The organism is Oleiphilus messinensis (assembly GCF_002162375.1).
Lineage (GTDB): Bacteria > Pseudomonadota > Gammaproteobacteria > Pseudomonadales > Oleiphilaceae > Oleiphilus > Oleiphilus messinensis.
In genome coordinates this window covers 2,558,069-2,576,756 of sequence record NZ_CP021425.1, presented here as the reverse complement: position 1 = coordinate 2,576,756, position 18,688 = coordinate 2,558,069, and the positions used below count along the sequence as shown (strand labels likewise).

The 18,688-nt window shown below is 45.7% G+C and carries 16 protein-coding genes; 10 read left to right on the top strand and 6 right to left on the bottom strand.

The genetic code is table 11. From position 1 onward, the window contains the following. The first annotated feature begins 66 nt into the window (after positions 1-66). The 6 genes from OLMES_RS11315 (at position 67) to OLMES_RS11290 (ending at position 7,171) form a co-directional block, all read left to right on the top strand. Positions 67-624 (top strand): cohesin domain-containing protein, encoded by a 558-nt coding sequence (locus OLMES_RS11315; protein ID WP_087461358.1) that lies wholly within the window; start codon positions 67-69, stop codon positions 622-624. 304 nt (positions 625-928) lie between these two features. After that, entirely contained in the window at positions 929-1,543 is a 615-nt protein-coding gene (locus OLMES_RS11310; protein WP_087461357.1) for a hypothetical protein, read from the top strand. 6 nt (positions 1,544-1,549) lie between these two features. Then, on the top strand, positions 1,550-3,559 hold the full coding sequence (locus OLMES_RS11305) for an OmpA family protein (protein WP_087461356.1): 2,010 nt from the start codon (positions 1,550-1,552) through the stop codon (positions 3,557-3,559). Continuing rightward, the gene (locus tag OLMES_RS11300; protein ID WP_087461355.1) at positions 3,556-4,056 is read left to right on the top strand and encodes a Rab family GTPase; all 501 of its coding nucleotides are present in this window, start codon (positions 3,556-3,558) and stop codon (positions 4,054-4,056) included. The genes OLMES_RS11305 and OLMES_RS11300 overlap by 4 nt, the downstream gene beginning before the upstream one ends. Positions 4,057-4,107: 51 nt before the next feature. Further along, positions 4,108-6,312: a putative bifunctional diguanylate cyclase/phosphodiesterase gene (locus OLMES_RS11295; protein WP_087461354.1), complete on the top strand. Its 2,205-nt coding sequence runs from the start codon at positions 4,108-4,110 to the stop codon at positions 6,310-6,312. Between the two features lie 127 nt (positions 6,313-6,439). Next, the gene (locus tag OLMES_RS11290; RefSeq protein ID WP_087461353.1) at positions 6,440-7,171 is read left to right on the top strand and encodes a metal-dependent hydrolase; all 732 of its coding nucleotides are present in this window, start codon (positions 6,440-6,442) and stop codon (positions 7,169-7,171) included. On the opposite strand, the gene OLMES_RS11285 is transcribed toward OLMES_RS11290, so the two are convergent. Together OLMES_RS11285 and OLMES_RS11280 are read right to left on the bottom strand one after the other, a co-directional pair. Then, on the bottom strand, positions 7,168-8,958 hold the full coding sequence (locus OLMES_RS11285) for an ABCB family ABC transporter ATP-binding protein/permease (RefSeq protein ID WP_232465319.1): 1,791 nt from the start codon (positions 8,956-8,958) through the stop codon (positions 7,168-7,170). The genes OLMES_RS11290 and OLMES_RS11285 overlap by 4 nt on opposite strands. Before the next feature lie 35 nt (positions 8,959-8,993). Beyond that, positions 8,994-9,779: an MBL fold metallo-hydrolase gene (locus OLMES_RS11280; protein WP_087461351.1), complete on the bottom strand. Its 786-nt coding sequence runs from the start codon at positions 9,777-9,779 to the stop codon at positions 8,994-8,996. 211 nt (positions 9,780-9,990) lie between these two features. Here OLMES_RS11280 and OLMES_RS11275 point away from each other — a divergent pair, with 211 nt between their 5' ends. The 4 genes from OLMES_RS11275 to OLMES_RS11260 all read left to right on the top strand — a co-directional run bounded on the left by OLMES_RS11275 (position 9,991) and on the right by OLMES_RS11260 (position 14,669). Continuing rightward, positions 9,991-10,413 carry a hypothetical protein gene (locus tag OLMES_RS11275; RefSeq protein ID WP_087461350.1) on the top strand — a complete coding sequence of 141 codons (423 nt, stop codon included), beginning with the start codon at positions 9,991-9,993 and terminating at the stop codon, positions 10,411-10,413. A 203-nt stretch (positions 10,414-10,616) separates the two neighbouring features. Further along, positions 10,617-11,492, top strand: a complete 876-nt coding sequence (locus OLMES_RS11270) for a helix-hairpin-helix domain-containing protein (RefSeq protein ID WP_087461349.1) — start codon at positions 10,617-10,619, stop codon at positions 11,490-11,492. 341 nt (positions 11,493-11,833) lie between these two features. Beyond that, positions 11,834-13,741, top strand: coding sequence for a putative bifunctional diguanylate cyclase/phosphodiesterase (locus OLMES_RS11265; RefSeq protein WP_087461348.1), 1,908 nt, complete (start codon positions 11,834-11,836; stop codon positions 13,739-13,741). Between the two features lie 295 nt (positions 13,742-14,036). Beyond that, positions 14,037-14,669 carry a hypothetical protein gene (locus tag OLMES_RS11260; RefSeq protein ID WP_087461347.1) on the top strand — a complete coding sequence of 211 codons (633 nt, stop codon included), beginning with the start codon at positions 14,037-14,039 and terminating at the stop codon, positions 14,667-14,669. 89 nt (positions 14,670-14,758) lie between these two features. Here the strand turns inward: OLMES_RS11260 and OLMES_RS11255 are convergent, their stop codons facing one another. From OLMES_RS11255 to OLMES_RS11240, 4 genes are all read right to left on the bottom strand, one after another. Continuing rightward, complete coding sequence (locus tag OLMES_RS11255) at positions 14,759-15,061, bottom strand: hypothetical protein (RefSeq protein ID WP_198343305.1); 303 nt, start codon at positions 15,059-15,061, stop codon at positions 14,759-14,761. A 219-nt stretch (positions 15,062-15,280) separates the two neighbouring features. After that, positions 15,281-15,745 carry a hypothetical protein gene (locus OLMES_RS11250; protein WP_087461346.1) on the bottom strand — a complete coding sequence of 155 codons (465 nt, stop codon included), beginning with the start codon at positions 15,743-15,745 and terminating at the stop codon, positions 15,281-15,283. A 79-nt stretch (positions 15,746-15,824) separates the two neighbouring features. Continuing rightward, the gene (locus OLMES_RS11245) at positions 15,825-16,229 is read right to left on the bottom strand and encodes a hypothetical protein (protein ID WP_087461345.1); all 405 of its coding nucleotides are present in this window, start codon (positions 16,227-16,229) and stop codon (positions 15,825-15,827) included. Between the two features lie 222 nt (positions 16,230-16,451). Then, entirely contained in the window at positions 16,452-18,620 is a 2,169-nt protein-coding gene (locus tag OLMES_RS11240) for a response regulator (protein ID WP_198343304.1), read from the bottom strand. Between the last annotated feature and the right edge of the window lie 68 nt (positions 18,621-18,688).

The following is an 18,688-nucleotide window of genomic DNA, read 5'->3' as shown; positions in this document are numbered from 1 at the left end:
GCAACAGACTGACCACACGGGTTACCCCAAAACAGGGGAACCCGTCATTCAAAAAGGATCAATAAAATGAAAACGGTACTCACAACCACAATACTGATGTTGCTCACCAGCTTGGTATCTGCAGCGCCCATTCTAAATGTCACATCAAGCACAGACTCAACGACCGTTGGTTCAACTTTCAATGTCAACCTGAGTATTGAAAACGCTACATCAGACGACGTTTATGGTTTCCTTCTCGACGTTAATTTTGACGACGCTCTTGTTGACTTTGTCGGAATCACCTTCGGTACAGATATTGGTGGCGTAATCCCTTCTTATGCAGACCATACAGATAACGGAAATGCGATTTTTGTTGAAGAATTCAGCTTTGGAACAGCCGGTGAACTGGATGGTCAGGCCGATTCATTTACCCTGGCAACCCTGACATTCGAAGCGATTAATGTTGGAATGAGTCTGTTCAATTTAAGCAACGTAGAATTCAGTGATGGTAATGGATTTGAAATCGTATTCGATACTATAGGTAATGATTCAATCACGATTAACAGCAATGAAATCCCGGTACCCGCCACCGGTCTGTTGATGGTGGTTGGCCTTGCGGCATTTGCGGTTCGCAAGCGCCAATAAACGTTGGACTGCACTATAAAATCTGCGGCTTTCTATCCTCGATCAGAGGTTGAACAGCCGCAAACTCTCTATCTATGCCCCACTGGCTGACCGGCCACTCAATTATTTCGAACGAACAGTTTGCTCTTTGGTTCAAGCAGGCAAATTGTCACAGTATTTGGACAATTGCTGTTCAAAATATTGCCAATTTTCAGTTTTATACCATTATTAATAGATATATTGATGCACTGACGATTTAACGAGTACGTGGTTTTCGAGGTCAAAACAGTTCGTGCATTTTCACACCGTGCGCCAGGGAGGAAAGATGAAAACCAAGACTAAAACCAATGACTCACCCGACGGTAACACTGCAACTGAGCACGATAACAAAACAACCATAGCAAGCGCTCCCGACACAAAACCAGTATCAAACACCACGCTGACCCACGACGACCACCAACTCTTCGCCATTCGCGACCTGTTGTTCGGGGATCAGGTGCGCCGAATCGACAATGATGTCACCGCGTTGGCCAAAGTTGTACAGCAGCGTTTTGAGGATCTCACCCAGCACTTTGACAGAACCATCTCCAGCTTATCAAAAGACCTGAACAGTAAGCTTGATGACCTTGGCACCCACCTCGAAAAACTGAACAAGCAGCGAATGGATCGAGAAAACGATCTTTCTGCGGACATCGACGACCTTCGGCACCGTCTAGCTGAGGCACAGGAACAGGCCCGCCGAGATGATGATGAACTGCAACAAGCCCTTCAGAACGAAGCCGATAGATTATCCCGGGAATTAACCCAGTACCGTAACGAATCAAAAGCAGATCTTGAAAAAACCTCCCATGAACTTTCCAGCAACAAGGCGGATCGCAAAACCCTTGCAGAATTACTCTCCAGCATGGCCACCAATTTAACAACTGACGAATCGAAGTGACCCCCTATGGCGGAAACGTCTGATGGAGCCAGCCAGCAGGAAAACGAGTCAGAGTTCATTAAGCTGAGACACCTCCTACTGGGCTCTGACTACGATACTGTCCTGCAAAAACTCTCTTCAAGGAATGATACCGAACGGGTCTCGGAGGCCCTTTCTGAAGCCATCACCCACAGAGAGCTAAAGGATAAAAGTATTTCGCAAGCACTGGGACCGGTCATTGACAGCGCGTTCGAAAATGCGATACGCAACAGACCTCAACGCATCACTCGCGTTATCTACCCAATAATTGGTCCATCGATTCGCAAAGCCGTAGCCCAGGCGCTTGCTGAAATGGTCAGAAGCCTGAATCAGGTACTCGAGAACAGCCTTAGCCTGAGAGCAATTGTCTGGCGCTTCAATGCCTGGCGGGCAGGAATGAATTATGGTGAGTATGTTCTCCTGAAGACCCTGGATTTCAGAGTGGAGCAAATTTTACTCATTCATCGCGAGACCGGCCTGCTGCTCCATAACGAACGTGCGGAAAATGTAAAAGGCGAAGATCCGGAACTGGTCTCGGCGATGCTGACGGCCATCAATGACTTTGTATCTGACTCCTTTACTCGAGACCGGGACAAGGCAATCGAGAATATCAAGGTCGGTGAATTTATTCTGGAAATCGAATCTTCCCCAGACGCGATTCTGGTCGCCGCCGTTCGGGGTTCTCCCTCTGAAGACGTCACGCGCCAACTGCAAATTGCGCTGGAAAAGATTTACCGAATCTTTGGCAAGGAACTCCTCGCTTTTAACGGCGATCGCGAAATTTTCGCCGGCGCCGAAAGCATCCTAACCCCTTGTTTAATTGAGCAACGGAGAGGGCCAGAAAATAAACGAACACCCTGGTTAGCACTCATTTTACTCATTCTCTTGGTGGGTTACGGAAGTCTGAAGGCATTCGATCACTATCAATCCAGCAGAGTCCGGCACCAACTTGAACAAGCCATTAACCAAACCCCGGGGTACATGCTTGTCGGCTCATCCATCCAGGAAAACCTATTAATCCTGCGTATTCTACGAACTGAAGCAACCCCCTTACCAGAAACATGGCTACAAGGAAAAGACGTCACACCCTGGAATGTTCAGATCAAGGACATAATATTACCGTTGACGGACCAGTCACCGGATACAAGCGAACCGGATACCAGAGACTTGGCAATCTTTGCCCTACCCGACCTTCTGGAACTCAACCCCGATGCATCCTTGCGCAATCGGGATGGAAAATTAATCGTAAGCGGCACGATCTCGGAGCAAGAAAAACAACGGCTGATAACGAACCGATGGGTCAAGCAATCTTTTAACGGCGTTGAGTTCGAGAATATCCAAATAGTTGACGATAAACGTGAAATCGACAGCCGCCTGAACCGGTGGCGAATCAGCATGCTCTCCGACCAATTGGGACTCTCAGCGAACACTCGCCTTACGGTTACCGGTAACATACTCCGCATTACCGGTCCCCTTACCTACGAACAATGGATCAATTTGAAACAAAGCCGCATTGTGCGGGATAACTTTGAGCAACTTGATACCACGCATGCCGATATTGCACCGCAACCGGGGCAGTATTTACGCCTGCTTGAGGAATGGAATGCTGCCAAAAGCGTGATATCGGGAATCCAATTTCATTTTCAATCAAGTACAGCAGTACTCACTCCCGGAGAAGAACAAAAAATACCGGATTTAATTGCCCGGCTGGAGCAGCTTAAACTGCTTGCAGAGAAACTGAATGCAAGCGATTGGCAACTATACGTTATTGGTTATGCAGACCACTCAGGAACTGAGTCAGCAAACTTGAAAATTAGTGAAGAGCGTGCGTACCTGATTCGACGTATACTAAATGAACACATGGATTCCGGTCGACTTATTCTCGCGTTTGGTGCGGGACATCAGCCTAATGCCCGACTGCCATTGGATCAACAAAGAATGGTCACGTTACAGATTATCCATTCAAAACTCTCAAACAAGGAATATCCGGGGCAATGATTGCAAAAAAAATATGTCTTTTAGGCTCATTTGCAGTGGGTAAAACCAGTTTGATCAAACGCTTTATCGAAAGTATTTTTTCTGAAAAGTACCACACGACTATCGGCGTAAAAATCGATAAGAAACTGATCCACTGCCAGGATCAGGATGTACAAATGCTCATTTGGGATATTGAAGGACTGGATGACTTCAGCGACTTTAAACAAAGTTATCTGCGCGGCGCTGCAGGCTTCTTCCTTGTGGTGGATTCAACACGACCAGACAGTCTTACCGTTGCCCAGGAAATCCACCGGCAAACCCGCGAGATTATCGGAGACACGCCGTTTATCGCACTACTGAGCAAAATGGATCTGCTGAACGAACAGAGGGTAACGGCAGATGACATTGCGGCCCATTGTGATGGGCATTGGGAAGTGATCCAAACCAGTGCGAAAACCGGAGAAAATGTAGACTATGCCTTCCACCGTCTGGCAGAAAAGATACTCATGGCGGAATAATACGACTTAAAGGATGGTATACCGCCCACCAATTGGATTGAGTGTTAAACCGTGAATGATACACAGAAAATTCTACAGGCTCTGCTCGCCGACCTTGATATCGCCGTTTTTCTCTGCGAAAGCCGCACTGATACTCAGGTACTCGTATTTCAGCCTATCGGGATGCTTCCAGATTGGTGTACCTGGTTTTTACCCGTTCCGGTATTCACCACGGAGAGTGAGCTGTCGTTGCCTGAATTGACGGAGGTTTTCCCCTACCTGGATGTTTTTATTCCTGACGCAGAAGCACTATGGAGAGAAGCACTATGGAGAGACAACCAAACAACACGTTTAAATTCAGGACTCTGGACTCAAACCGATAACGAAGGAAAGGATCAGCAACTCGAAGCCATCGCATTGAAGATCAGAGACAAGGATATTCTCGTCCTCGTGAACCTTTCACAAACCTACGGTGAACGTCAGCGAATTTATCAGCGAGCACGAGAAATCGCCCTCGTCAATGAACAGCTGATTTATCAGCTCAATCAGAAACAACGTCGATTACAATCACTTTTGGTTGAAAAATTACACCAGTCACCCGACCTGACTAACCTCGATGAAAACATTCGCGATTGCGCCTCCGCCGTGTTGATCTGCAAACCCGACGGTGAAGTCGAAGTGATGAATCGTGCTTTGGTAAACATATACAAAGTGACTAACACGGGCGATACGCAGCAACAATCTTTATTGGATAAATGGCTGAAAGAAGCCGAATCCCAGTACCCCGAAATCAAGCGCGTGGTCGACACTGGTGGCTACTGGGAGGGCGAATTCGAAAGCCGGAACGACATGGGTGAAACCATATGGATCAGGCTCGCGATTGGCCCGGTGCTGGATGACCGAGGTGCATTGATGCACTACATCTGCATCGCCAACGATATCAGCTCATTCAAGAAAAGTGGCGATGAAATTAAAAAACTGACAGACTACGATTTTACCACCCAACTCCCGAACCGGCGTCATTTCTGGCGCAAACTGACCAAACTGATCGACCACTGCATGCACGCCAAGTCACACTTGAGTATCATCTATATCGATCTCGACCATTTCAAGCGCATCAACGACACCCTTGGACACCATGCCGGGGACTACCTCTTGAATACCATCGCCACTCGCCTTGCAAGATGTATAAAACAGGAAGACTTCATTGCCCACCTCGGAGGTGATGAGTTTGCAATCATCTTGCCCAAAGTGCGCCTGAGTGCAGACCTGAACAAGATTGCGACACGCTTGTTGAATGCTATAAACCAGGAAACCCGTATTGAAGAGGTGTCACTCAATATTAATGCCAGCGTCGGGATTGCGAGCTATCCCAAAGACGGTCTGGATGCAACGACACTGATGAAACGGGCTGATTTGGCTATGTTTCAGGCAAAAGAGCTGGGTCGAGCGCGATTCCAGGCGTTCCACGAAAACATGGAATATGATTTTTCTAAAAAGGTCCAGCTCGAAAATGACTTACACAAAGCCCTCAACGAAAACCAGTTTGACCTGCACTACCAGCCACAGGTATGTACGGGGAAAGACCACTACCTTCGCATGGAAGCCCTTATTCGTTGGGAACATCCAACAGAAGGTAAAGTATCGCCCGCGGCGTTCATCCCCATTGCTGAAGATTCCGGCCTGATTCAGGAAATTGGACATTGGGTGTTGAAAACGGCATGCGCCACAGCAAAACAGATGGTCAGAAGAGGCCTGAACGTGGTGGTCGCTGTGAATGTCTCTGCACACCAGATAAAACACCCTGACTTTCAAAACCTGGTCGAAACAGTGTTGAAAGATAACCAGCTTCCAGCACAGCACTTGGAATTGGAAATAACAGAAAGCATTTTAATGCAGGAATTAGACATGGCGGTCATCATGCTGAAAAAGCTGCGCAGATTGGGCGTGTCAATTTCCCTGGATGATTTTGGCTCAGGGTATTCATCTCTGAATTATTTAAAACAACTTCCGGTCGATATCCTGAAGCTGGACCGATCATTTATTCATGAGCTGCCCTTTAACGAGGAAAGTCAGAAAATCACCACGTCGATAATCAGCCTAGCCCACGGACTGGGAATCAAGGTAATCGCAGAAGGCGTGGAAAATCAGGATCAGGCAGACTTTCTGATTGAAAACAACTGCGACTACATGCAAGGCTATTTATTTTATTATCCGGTAACATCGGATCACATCATTTCCGTCATTGAAACGCTCAGCCCCTCTCAACCCCCATAGCAGACTATTGTCACGTTTAGATTTAACTTAATCTACTGAATTTATTCTATTTATTTGATTCAATTCCGACTCAGGTTTATAGTGTTTGGTTATAAATCAAGGGAATATACATTGTCGAGGGTAACAATTGGCAAATTTTAATACACACCTTACTGGCGCGGCAGTGACATCCGGATTGCTCTCTTCATCACTGATGCCCACCGGCCTTTTCACGCCAGTAGAAGCGGCGATACTCTGGTTCACCGGCATGCTCGGCGGAATTATGCCAGACATAGACTCGGATTCATCCACAGTCGTGAGCGGCGTTTTTACAGGCCTCGGTGTTTGCAGCGCTTTTTTTGTTTCGGTCTGGATGAATCACCTTGACCTGTTAAGTTTGTGGGCGGTTATGCTCGCGACCTTCATCATTATCCGCTACGCCCTGATGCAAGCCTTCATGCGCCTGACCCGCCACAGGGGTGCATTCCATTCAATTTTGGCTGCGATTACCTTTGGCACCGGGATAACCTGCTTCGCCTACCTGGCGTTGCAACTCGATACTAATTTTAGTTGGGGACTGGGGCTCATGATGTTTGCAGGCTACATGACCCACCTGCTGCTGGATGAAATTTATGCGGTTGACTTTGCAGGCATGGAATTTAAACAATCTTTCGGCTCCGCAATAAAACCGGTCAGTTTGAAAAGCTATGGCGCGAGTACACTGTTTTTACTGATCTCGATTGTAAGCCTGTATTTAACACCGATTCCAGATAATATTGAACTCGCGTTCAATGAAATACCAGCAATCACAAAACTCAACCATTGGTGGAACAATATGATGGTCGCTGGAAATAACTGGCTCACCCAGGTACGCCCCTAGCGAGACTGCCGCTGTTGCTGGATTTTCCAAAGCCGTGCGTACTCACCACCACGGTCGAGCAACTGATGATGAGTGCCCGTTTCAACAACAGCGCCATTTTCGAGTACAACAATCATATCGGCATCGACGATGGTTGAAAGGCGATGGGCTATCACCAAAGTGGTCTGTGTCGCACTCAGAGACTTGATTGCCTCAAGTACCTTTTGCTCCGAGTGACTGTCAAGCGCAGAGGTCGCCTCATCAAATACCAGAATCGGCGGTGCTTTAAGAATGGTTCTGGCAATCGCAACACGCTGTTTTTCTCCACCACTGAGTTTTAATCCCCGCTCTCCAACAAGAGTATGCTTTCCCTCAGGAAGACGGCTGATCAAGTCGTCCAGGTGAGCATGCTGAATCGCCCGATCAACATCTTCATCAGAGGCATCGATCCGACCATAGCGCACATTCTCCAATAATGATGCGTTAAACAGGACTGGATCCTGGGGGACAATCCCAATGGATTTTCTTAAAGATTGCTGGGAGACGCCCTGTATACTTTGCCCATCAATTTTTATTGCGCCACCGGTAACATCGTAGAACCTGAACAGTAATTTAATCAGGGTTGACTTCCCTGCTCCACTATGGCCGACGACAGCAACTTTCTGCAATGGCTTTATGGCAAACGTCAAGCGCTCCAGTATAGGGCGCTCCGGATGATAGAAAAACTCAACATTGTCGAATTTAACTTCACCCCGGGTGACTTTTAGCTCTGGCGCATTCGGCACATCCAGTACTTTTGGCTGCGCCTGCAAAAGGTTGAACATCCGTTCGATATTCGCAAGCGACCCTTTCATTTCCCGATAAACGAATCCCAGAAAATTTAACGGTAAAAACAGCTGCATCATAAATGCGTTGATGAGCACAAAATCCCCCAAGGTCATGGTGCCCTCGGTAACAAAGTACGCAGCCAGAATCATCATGGATGTCATGGCCGTCGCAACAATCAGGGCCTGTCCGCCATTCAACGCAAACAAAGACAAACGATTCTTGCGTTTCGCCGCTTCCCATGCGGCAAGATTTTCGTCATATTGCCGCGCCTCATACTCTTCATTGGAGAAGTACTTCACTGTTTCATAATTCAGCATGCTATCAATGGCTCGGGCATTACTTGCAGAATCAGCCTTGTTGGCAGCACGAATATGGCCTGTACGCCACTCAGTCGCAAGCACTGAAAATATGCCATAAAGGGTGATCGCAACCAACGTAATCACTGCGAACCATAAATCGTAATTGATCAACAAGAGACTGATTACCAAACCGATTTCCAACAGGGTTGGTACAATGTTGAACACCATAAATCGCATGATGAAGGAGATACCGGCAACACCACGCTCAATATCCCGGGATAACTCACCCGTACGCCGATTGAGATGGAAGTCCAGTTCCAGAGCATGGATATGACGGAACACTCGAAGCCCTATTCGCCGCATCGCACGTTCAGTAACACGGCCAAAAAGTGTATCCCGTATCTCACCAAACAGAACGGTGGATAATCGTACTGCGCCATAGGCCAGCAGCAAACCCATTGGCACAATTAATATCGCGTTCTCAGTGGGTGCATCCAGTGCATCAACAGTATATTTAAGCAGAAAGGGAAGGCCTACACTGGCAAGTTTCGCCAGGATCAAACAGCTGAGGGCGAGTGCCACCCGCCCCTTGAATTCAAGCAAATAAGGCACCAGAGCTCTAAGTGTCTGAACACTGAATTCAACGGGACGATCATCCGTTTCATACTTACTTCGGCGCACAATAAGTTTCTGCCTTTGGTCGGAATAGTCTGTAACTAATCAGTACAGGGTTCTCTCAGGATCTGCTCAGATGAGACATTACTCTGCAGCCAGAAGTGTACATCGTTTCCGTAAAGATTGAAGAGCTGGTTAGGAGCCACACAATTCAGCCCCATTTTCCGCAACTTCGCTATGCTCTCTGCAGAATCCAGATGATAAAACCAGATTCGCTTGAGTACTGCTTCAGGGTAAGTCATGACTTCGTCGAGATAACTGTGGGAGGGTTGCTTTTGCAAGCTAAGATCATGGAATATAATTTCACCCTGACTTGCGTGGTGAATAATGGTTTCGGGAATCGGTTTGGTGTCACCCGTGAACAGAAAACGCCCTGGTAAACTAAGCCCAAAACAGAACGCCGGCGCATGATGCCGGTTCTGAAAAACCTGGAATTTGAACCCGTGCAACCAGAAGGAATCCGACACAGGAATGAGCTGAAAAGCTTCCCAGAAGTTGGTCCCACCTTCAGCGAGTTGATTGTCCAAACTCGCGATTCGCTGGTGCAATAAAGAGATTATCGTTACAGGGACAAACAGCTTTATCAGTTTTTTCTCACCAAACCAATTGCTGAACATCAACTGCTCCAGCCCACCAATATGGTCCAAGTGCACGTGAGTGATGAATATCGCGTCAGGGAGGCACTGATATTGTTTACGATACTGTTGTGAAACGCCAAATCCACAATCGATCAACAACCGACGATCGGTATCGAATTCCACCACACAGGCACTGTGTCCCAACTCACTAATCTGGGCATTTCCACACCCTAAGAATCTGAAGTTCATTATGTCCTTATTTATGCATAACCGGGAAATTAGATAACGAAAACAACTTATACCACATTCATCACTGGCACACTACGCATCAAATTATGTAAAATCCAGCATCAACAATAATCATAAGGCACTTCGGGATGCACGAATCAGTTTCAGGTAACCATTTACTGAAAATGGACGACACTTTTACCAAACAACGCTAGAATAAACGAAAAAGCTTATGAACGATGCCATTGTAATGGAAGAAAGCCCAGTCAATATGTCAGAAATAATCGATCTCAAGTCTCGAATAAAAGTTAAACGTGGCTTATTCACCCGTGACTGGGTTGATGTGAAGGTTTATGAATTCACCCCCCTCCATTGCGTCATTAAAACAGATGAAATTTTCGATATTCAGGCGCCTATTCCACTATCATTTCAATTATTGCTGGATGTTAATGATATCGTTATTGAAGAGCTGATCGGGCGAGTTGTCAAAAAACGTAAAGACTGCAGTTGCTTCCATTATTACATTGATATCAAGTCAGGCAAGCATGCAACCGATACCGCGATACTTTCAAAAATCAACAAAATCGCAGCGATAGTAAAGAAAAAGCAGGCATTAAATAGCAAATTGAACTCCGTTGCGCAAAAAGACCTCTAAAATACCGCGAATTAGGCGCTTGGAACTGTAATCCCCCTGATCTACTGCTAAAATAATGTAGACGACGAGCAAATCAGTATCCTGATTCTAAGGAGTGTTTACCCTTACCAATTACTCTGGTAGTACGGGGCGCTGACACCAGGCATGCGATTTGAAAACTATCTCAAATAACGAATGGCGAAACCCGATTGGAGAAAGAGCGAATGGCAAAAAAAGACAAATTTAGCGTTGATAAGATCATTAAGCGAATCAATAGCGAGTTTGAAAAAACAACTAAACAATTTGATAAGTTGATTAGCGATGCCACGACACACCTTGATCATCTCCAATCACAAATTCAGGAACCAATCAAGAAATTGATTGAAGATATCGAGAAACTTCGTGAACGGGAAATCAAGCGCTTCCATGATGAGCTGGATCGAAGATTGGCGGAGTTTAATGAACTACAGTCATCAATTCTATCCAAGATTGGCGTGAAATCAGGTACTGAAAACCAACCGGCACTTGAAAGTAAACCCAGTGCAGCGAAAGCAGCGACCGGCTCCCGTAAAGCACCGACCAAAAGTGCCACTAAGTCGGCACCGAAAGCTTCATCCAAAGCCCCTACAAAAGCAGCTAAATCGACAAAAGCCGCAACGTCTAAAACTGCAACCAAAAAAGCGCCTGCTAAAGCCACACCTAAAGCAGCAAACGCCAAGGCAACCGCAGCCAAATCAACGACGACTAAAGCCGCAACCAGTACAGCAGGCAAACCGAAAGCCGCTACAAACAAACCTGCCGCTACCAAAAGCACAACAGCAAAAGCAACGACACCTAAACCAGCGGCAACAAAAACTGCATCCACCAGCACTAAAAAGCCTGCGGCAAAACGTACCACCCAAAAAGCTGTGAAAGATACGGATCTTACCAAGCTGACAGGTGTCGGACCCGCAACAGCAAAACAAATGAATGCAGCTGGAATTACAACGTTGAAACAAATTGCAGCCCCAAGCACAGAAGACTCGAAGGCACTGGAGGCTTTCACCAAGATCAAAGGCAGCGACAAATGGTCTGATGAAGCCAAAACACTCCTCGGCTAACCCGCTAGTTGAATTCGAATCCCGAACGGGATTCGTATTCATTCGTTACAAAATACTCGCAATCAAAATGTAAAATGCTTTTTGCAATTTGCATTATGTTTCCGAAAGCTATCTTTCTGTGACTTGCTCCATTCTTTACGAGAACCTACGCCTTAATTATTCAAACTCTGAAACATTAATTACATTTTGTTACGGAGTTCAGGATTTCACTATACATATTTCGCCGCTGTTTTAATTTAAGATTCTTTTAACCTTGCCTTTGTGACCACACAGTCATAATTGGTCGACAATTCGCACTTGTCATCAAGGAAGAGAACCTTCACTCTCACACAAGAGACCCTATGCTAACGAATCCAGGATCAAAAAATGCGCTGCTATATGTTCCACTGGCAACCATCTGTGGATTCGTCATCAGTATTGCCCTGTTAGCCCGGAATGACCAAATCAATACTACCGACATATCTGCGTTGGTGGTGGGTTTCTCGGTTGCACTAGGCCTGATTAGCCTGATCCTCGCCCGTGCCAATGCCAAACTACACAAATCCCTTTCCGAACAGGAAGTTGCCAAACATACACTCACCAAGCTATCCAGCGCGATTACAAACAGTGGTGCCAGCATTATCATTACCGACAGCCGCGGCATAATCGAGTATGTTAACGACAAGTTTGTCGCCATGACGGGTTGGACAGCAGATGAAATCCGGGGCAATACAATCAGTGTTCTCAACCCGATTGAATCCACTGAAACAGAAGATAGCCTGCGACTCGAGCCTTCATGCCTTGGCGAAAACTGGAAAGGTGAGGTACTGTGTAGAGGAAAAGGTGACCAGCGTTTTTGGGCAGCCGTCACCATTTCTGCGGTCAGTAATGATTGTCAGCAAGTCACCAACTATGTACTTTCCGGAATTGATATTTCTGACTTAAAAGAAGTCAATCGTAAAATGGAACAACTGGCATTGTTCGACTCATTAACCGGGCTGGCAAACCGACGACTTTTTATCGACCGCTTAAATCAGTCGATTAAATCCGCTAAACGCCATGGCAACAAAATTGCGTTATTGTTTCTCGATCTTGACCAATTCAAACGGATTAACGACACCCTGGGACACGACTCCGGCGACATGCTGCTCTTGACCGTAGCAGACCGGCTGAAGTCCTGTGTCCGGTCTCAAGACACTGTAGCGCGTCTGGGTGGCGACGAATTTACCATTCTTCTGAACGATGTGGATGATGCTCAGGATGCCACGACGGTCGCAAAGCACATCCTTAAAACCTTGAAAGAACCCATCAAACTCGGCCAGCATGAGGTTATTGTTTCTACCAGTATCGGAATTACACTAGCTCCGGATGATAGCTCCAACTCTGACACATTGATGAAGAATGCTGATTTGGCACTCTACAAGGCTAAAGAAAAAGGCCGCGACGGATACTATTTTTTCACTGAAGAGCTGAATATACGCGCCATCAAATTACTGACTCTGGAACAAGAACTCCGGCATGCTCTGCAATTCGACGAATTCACACTCTTGTTCCAGCCCCAGGTACATATCAAGAGCGGCGAGATTAACAGCGTTGAAGCATTGATACGCTGGCACCATCCAACCCGTGGCAGAGTCTCGCCGGATGATTTTATCGCCGTCGCAGAAGAAACGGGACTGATCGTACCTATCGGCGAATGGGTTCTCAAAAAAGCCTGCATCGAAATCAAAATGTTGCAACAGCTCACCCAGTTTCCATTGAAAGTTGCCGTCAACCTTTCAGCCAGGCAATTCAAAGACCCTAAACTGGAAACCGTGATAAAAGAAGTTCTCGAGTGCTCCGGACTGGAGCCCCAATTCCTTGAGCTGGAGGTTACCGAAAGCATGCTTATGGATGATATTCAATCTGTTATTGCACAGCTTAACCGGATTAAAGCGACAGGGGTCACCATAACCATTGACGATTTCGGTTCGGGCTACTCCTCGCTGAGTTATCTCAAGCGGCTACCAGTCGACATTCTAAAAGTGGATCGAGAATTCGTCCGTGACATACCGGACGATCTCAATGATATGGAAATTACTTCCGCAGTAATCGCCGTAGCACACAAACTGAATCTCAAAGTCATCGCTGAAGGCGTCGAAAATATTGATCAACGAGACTTTCTGGTGATCAACAAATGTGACTACGCTCAAGGTTACTATTTCAGCAAGCCGCTTACGTTTGAAGACCTGTATGATTACTTTTGCAAAATCGAAAGAATTTCAGCTTAAGGCTTTGCAGTTTCATCTCCCGGAAAACTAACATTCGATAGCTTCTATCCCGCCCCTTTTAATAAGGCCCTATTCAGGAATAGCCAATCAGCTTTAACCCATCAACCTGAAGAATAACAAATCAGCCTCTACTGAGCATGAAAGCAAACAGAAAGATCAGCAAATGACTCCCAAAATGGTACATTTATCGAAATTTGTGATCTGTTTACTTACAGATGTAAAACCAATTCCTGTTACTTAGCGTTACATTCCGTATAATGCGATTACACGAACTGAGTTGTACGGGTAAATAGAAATGATTTCCTTATTGGTTGTTCTGGCACAATTAATAACGTGCACGTTATTGGGACTGCTGCTTTACAAAGTCTACTTGCTGGCGAAGGGTGGTGAGTTTGCATCAGATGATGCACCTCTGGGAGAACTCTACAGTTTCCGGAATGTGCTCAAGATGGAAAAGAGCCGTACGGACAACCCCCTTTTCGGTGCTAAACGGAACGAGTTTGAAACCACCGCTCCGGGTAAACGAATCGACAGTTTTGCGAAAGCACAGATTTTTGCAGGTCTGCAAATGCTGGAACTAAAGCAACGTGGCGTAGATATCAACAACAGCCCCAAGAAAGCCTGGCTGATTAATGCTGTTGGATTTTACTTTTTTGGTGCTGCCACCATAATCAGCAAACGATACGACTGCCAGAAAATTGACCTCGAAGATATATTAACGTTCCTGCTCACACGCAACCTCGATTTCAGTTATGAAGAATCACAAACGTTTATCGGCAAAGCAATAAATGCAGATCATGATGAGGCATTCCAGGATGATCTCTACGATTTAGGTAAGCATGCAGCAGAAACATGGCTTGCCAAAAAATCAGTCCCGGGAGATCTGTCACTCTACCACGCCATCGATGAATGGGGCTTGGTGGCCTGAGCGGAAGATTAACCGCCTCTGATGCTAAAATACGAAGGTGTAAAAACAAAAATCTACACCTTCAAACTTTACTAGCGCAATTCATAAAACTAACGCATCGATTCCCAGCTATTCCCGAGCTGAATAACCTCCCCTCCCAACGGCTGAAGCTCACTATTCAACAATATACCCGCGACATTGGGTTTACACCAATCACCACTTTCGGTGCGCGTCATCGAATCCAGATCAACTGACTTAATTTGATAACAACTCTGATCAGCTGTCACCCTGGATCGGTGTGACAATCCAAACACAAACCGGCAATAATCCAGTTTCAATTGGTAAAGGTCTCGTTCAGCTTTATTGATTTTGCGAATCAATACCGTTCGCAAGCTATCTCCATAATCCATCATTAGCCCTCAATGTCTAGATCAAATGTCCACTAAACCGGGTTATCACCCCGTCTAATTTGAATATTTATTATTTTCCAAAACATCAGAAAGTGCCGAAACAGGCTACCCTGTTTAGAACACAACTCAGAAATGTAACATCATGTTAAATTAAGATTCAAGAGTATACCGTCAAGGTTGTGATACACGACGTAGTGTGGACTTAATTTAGATGTTAAAAGCTTATTTGGACGTTGAAGACGGCTGGGCGGGATAGGCGAAAACCAAACGGGGATCTACCCCTTTTATTGCGAACTTAAATAACCAAATCATATCATTGTCAATCGTACAGAAAGGTAATGGGAACTCGGCTACCATGCTGCCAGATTCTGGATATAACTCATACTGAGAGACCCCCATGAACATATCGCGGCCTTCCAATTGCAGGGAAATGGGTTTGACGCTCTGCCCTTTCGTAAATTCGACAGTAACCCGAATGTTTCCCGCAGTATCTGGTTCCATAACTCGAGCTGAAGCTATGGTATTGCCTTTCAAGATAATCGGGCAACCATCACTATTCAGCACACATTCATGAATTATTTCTTGAGATGCGGGCTCAATCAATCCGAGTTTAGATTGCCCCAGCACAACTAAAGCAATGAGAAAAACAGCAAGCAAAACCGCAGGGGCAATCTTCTTTACTAACAAACCGTACAGTCACCCATAGTTAATTCAGGTTCGAACTTGTGGCAGGCTGGTTGCCCACACAAAGCGTGACGGCATTAAATCAACGATCTTTAATTCGATCAACTATTTTTGAGTGGCGGGACAGCATCTGTTCAAGTTTGTCGAGATTGTTAACGTTTTCTGCCTTCTTGAAAAATCTTGCACTTTGATCAAATTCCACCCCGTAATGAATCAAACCTGCCTTTTGTTCTTTACGGCGCACAATTGCTGGCAAATCCTCAACAACCATTTCCCCTACATCCAGATTAAGCACGAGCGTCATGGCTAGCGTGTCACCAATTTCAAACTGGCCTGTAGTGGTCATTCCCATACCCAGTTGATTGAAATCAAATGGTTTTACCTCCATCCAGATACTGGAAAACATGGTCTTTTTGATTTTTACTTTTGCACTCAAATTAACCCAAGGTAACCGCTGACGACGGCGTCTATCTTGCTGTTGTTGCATGTGGAACAGTTCTCTACGTTATTAAGGAATGATTTATTTAGCGGCACAGGTAAAAAACAGGTCATTCAGAGTTCGCCCGACAGTTTCGACTGGCTGCGAAAAATCGTGTAGTTGATCCAATAATAGCACTTCCTGAGCGGTGTATAGCGTTTTGACCTTTTCATTCAGGTGTTTTATGTGATTTTGTGAAAAACTTTATCTTTTTCAATCCGAAAGATCGTTTCAGCCAACCGCACTTGATGGAGGAAGCTGCAGGTGTTTAACCATCTTAAGCTTCAACACCTCTGGATTAAACGGCTTGGTGATATAGTCATTCATACCGACATCTTTCGCTCGAGACTGAAACTCTTCAGTTACACTTGCGCTCAGTGCGATTATGGGTAATTCATGGCAAGCATGCCAATGGCGAATCATCTCAACGGCCGTAAAACCATCCAGGATAGGCATATGCAAGTCCATCAAGATAATATCGTATCTATTCTTTCTGACAAGGCTAATCGCCTGTTTACCATTGTTAGCAATATCCGGCTTCACACCCCAGTTATTTAACAGTTTACTGACAACCATAACATTCACCGGGTTATCTTCAGCAACAAGAACACGGATACCCGCCAGGCTGGGTTGCTTCATATAACGAATATTATCTGTGTTCTCAACAATTGCAGGCGTTGAGGGAGAACAATCCGCATTCTCCTGAGGTGGTAATTGCGCTGACTCAAACTCCAAAACAAAACCAAAACTAGATCCGAAGCCCTCCTGACTTGTAACCGTTACGTCGGATCCCATAGCGTGTAGCAATCGTCTGACAATTGCTAACCCCAACCCCGTTCCCCCGTAGGTTCGTGAGACTCGATTGTCCGCCTGAGAGAACAAATCAAAAATCAGCTCCTGCTTTTCTTGAGCTATTCCAATTCCCGTGTCTCTGACTTCGAATTGCAGACGGGCACCGCCACGAGCGCTCGAACCCAGGATTCTACAGCCTAAACTAACCATCCCCTGATCAGTGAATTTCAAGGCATTGCCTATCAAATTCAATAGTATCTGTGTGAGACGATTCGCATCAAAATTAAATACCTGCCCGCGCAACCCACAATCCAACTCGAGCTCAAAAGCGACCCCTTTCTCCTGTGCCTGATAACTGACTATACCTTTAATTTTTTCCAACAATGCACCAAGCTCAGAAGGCGTTTTCTCAATCGTCAAGCGACCAGCATCCATCTTACTGAAATCAAGTACATCATTGATAAGGGAGAGCAAATTCTCTGCGGCATAATTTAATACATTCAGGCTTTCAATATGTTCGGGTTTCGGGTGATCCTCAAGAAGGTGGTGAGATATTCCGATTACACCATTTAACGGTGTTCGAATTTCATGGCTCATCGTCGCGAGAAACTGCGCCTTGGCCGATGCGGCTTTTTCAGCCTCATTCTTGGCCTCAATCAAATCGGCTTCTATCTGTTTTTTGTCGGTAATATCCCTGCTCGTAACGGCCATACCGACGGGTGCACCAACTTGATCCTTCACAACGAAAACGCTGACCTGCGCGACAAAAGTACTCCCATCACGTCGCATCTGCAGCTCCTCACCAGTCCAGCTATCTACCGACTCGACACCGGGCAACCTGGAAAACTTGGACATTGGCCAACTCATCAAACAGGATAATGTTTTGTCATTTAACTCTACGCTACTGAAGCCATAAAGTTTTTCTGCCGCAACATTCACAAAATTGATTCGCCCTTGGAGATCACAAAACAGTACTGCATCGAGACTACTGTTTATAATTTGGGAGTTAATGACGATTTGTTCGAAATAACGACGAGATATCGCACCCTCTTTTCTGAAAAAGACAACAAATACCAGCAAGCAAGCTACAGATCCTACAGAAGAGAGCACACTCAATTCGAAAATAATTGTCTCGGAAAGCTGGTATTCAAACAACGGCACAACATCAAACACCAAATCCAGGAGCAGTAAGCTCGTAACAAATCCCAGAGCACAGTATAGTAACGTCGATTCCTGGGGTCGGAATAACGCAACCGATGCAGGTAGTCCTACAATCATATAAAGGAATATTAAACTGGCCTGCCCCAGAACAGTAGAATTAATAAACCCCACGGAAAAATTCACCGCAAAAAATATGACGCGAGCAAGTGTGTATTGGCGACGGCGGTTTACAAACGGTATTCCGGCATTAACAACCGATACGAGACTTATCGTTGAAAAGACAAACCAAAGCTGGTGAAAGGCATAATACAAAACAAAGGGTATAACCCCCAAGCTGACAATCAGAGCACAGACATTACACAGGCGAATCAATTCCTGTAAATTGTTGTCAGCGCTCTCCGGTACGCCCCAATTTACGACTTCTCGAAATTTCAGAAAGATCCCCATCTCATTACCAACGCTCCTGCTAGTACGAGGGGGCATTATAACCTTAATACCGGGAAAAAAATTGTACT

Excerpts from the sequence above, each read along its gene's own strand:
- OLMES_RS11265 (WP_087461348.1), top strand. The coding sequence starts at position 11,834 with ATGCTAACGAATCCAGGATCAAAAAATGCGCTGCTATATGTTCCACTG.
- OLMES_RS11305 (WP_087461356.1), top strand. The coding sequence starts at position 1,550 with ATGGCGGAAACGTCTGATGGAGCCAGCCAGCAGGAAAACGAGTCAGAG.
- OLMES_RS11315 (WP_087461358.1), top strand. The coding sequence starts at position 67 with ATGAAAACGGTACTCACAACCACAATACTGATGTTGCTCACCAGCTTG.
- OLMES_RS11245 (WP_087461345.1), bottom strand. The coding sequence starts at position 16,229 with ATGCAACAACAGCAAGATAGACGCCGTCGTCAGCGGTTACCTTGGGTT.
- OLMES_RS11260 (WP_087461347.1), top strand. The coding sequence starts at position 14,037 with ATGATTTCCTTATTGGTTGTTCTGGCACAATTAATAACGTGCACGTTA.
- OLMES_RS11300 (WP_087461355.1), top strand. The coding sequence starts at position 3,556 with ATGATTGCAAAAAAAATATGTCTTTTAGGCTCATTTGCAGTGGGTAAA.
- OLMES_RS11255 (WP_198343305.1), bottom strand. The coding sequence starts at position 15,061 with ATGATGGATTATGGAGATAGCTTGCGAACGGTATTGATTCGCAAAATC.
- OLMES_RS11270 (WP_087461349.1), top strand. The coding sequence starts at position 10,617 with ATGGCAAAAAAAGACAAATTTAGCGTTGATAAGATCATTAAGCGAATC.
- OLMES_RS11240 (WP_198343304.1), bottom strand. The coding sequence starts at position 18,620 with ATGGGGATCTTTCTGAAATTTCGAGAAGTCGTAAATTGGGGCGTACCG.
- OLMES_RS11275 (WP_087461350.1), top strand. The coding sequence starts at position 9,991 with ATGAACGATGCCATTGTAATGGAAGAAAGCCCAGTCAATATGTCAGAA.
- OLMES_RS11310 (WP_087461357.1), top strand. The coding sequence starts at position 929 with ATGAAAACCAAGACTAAAACCAATGACTCACCCGACGGTAACACTGCA.
- OLMES_RS11280 (WP_087461351.1), bottom strand. The coding sequence starts at position 9,779 with ATGAACTTCAGATTCTTAGGGTGTGGAAATGCCCAGATTAGTGAGTTG.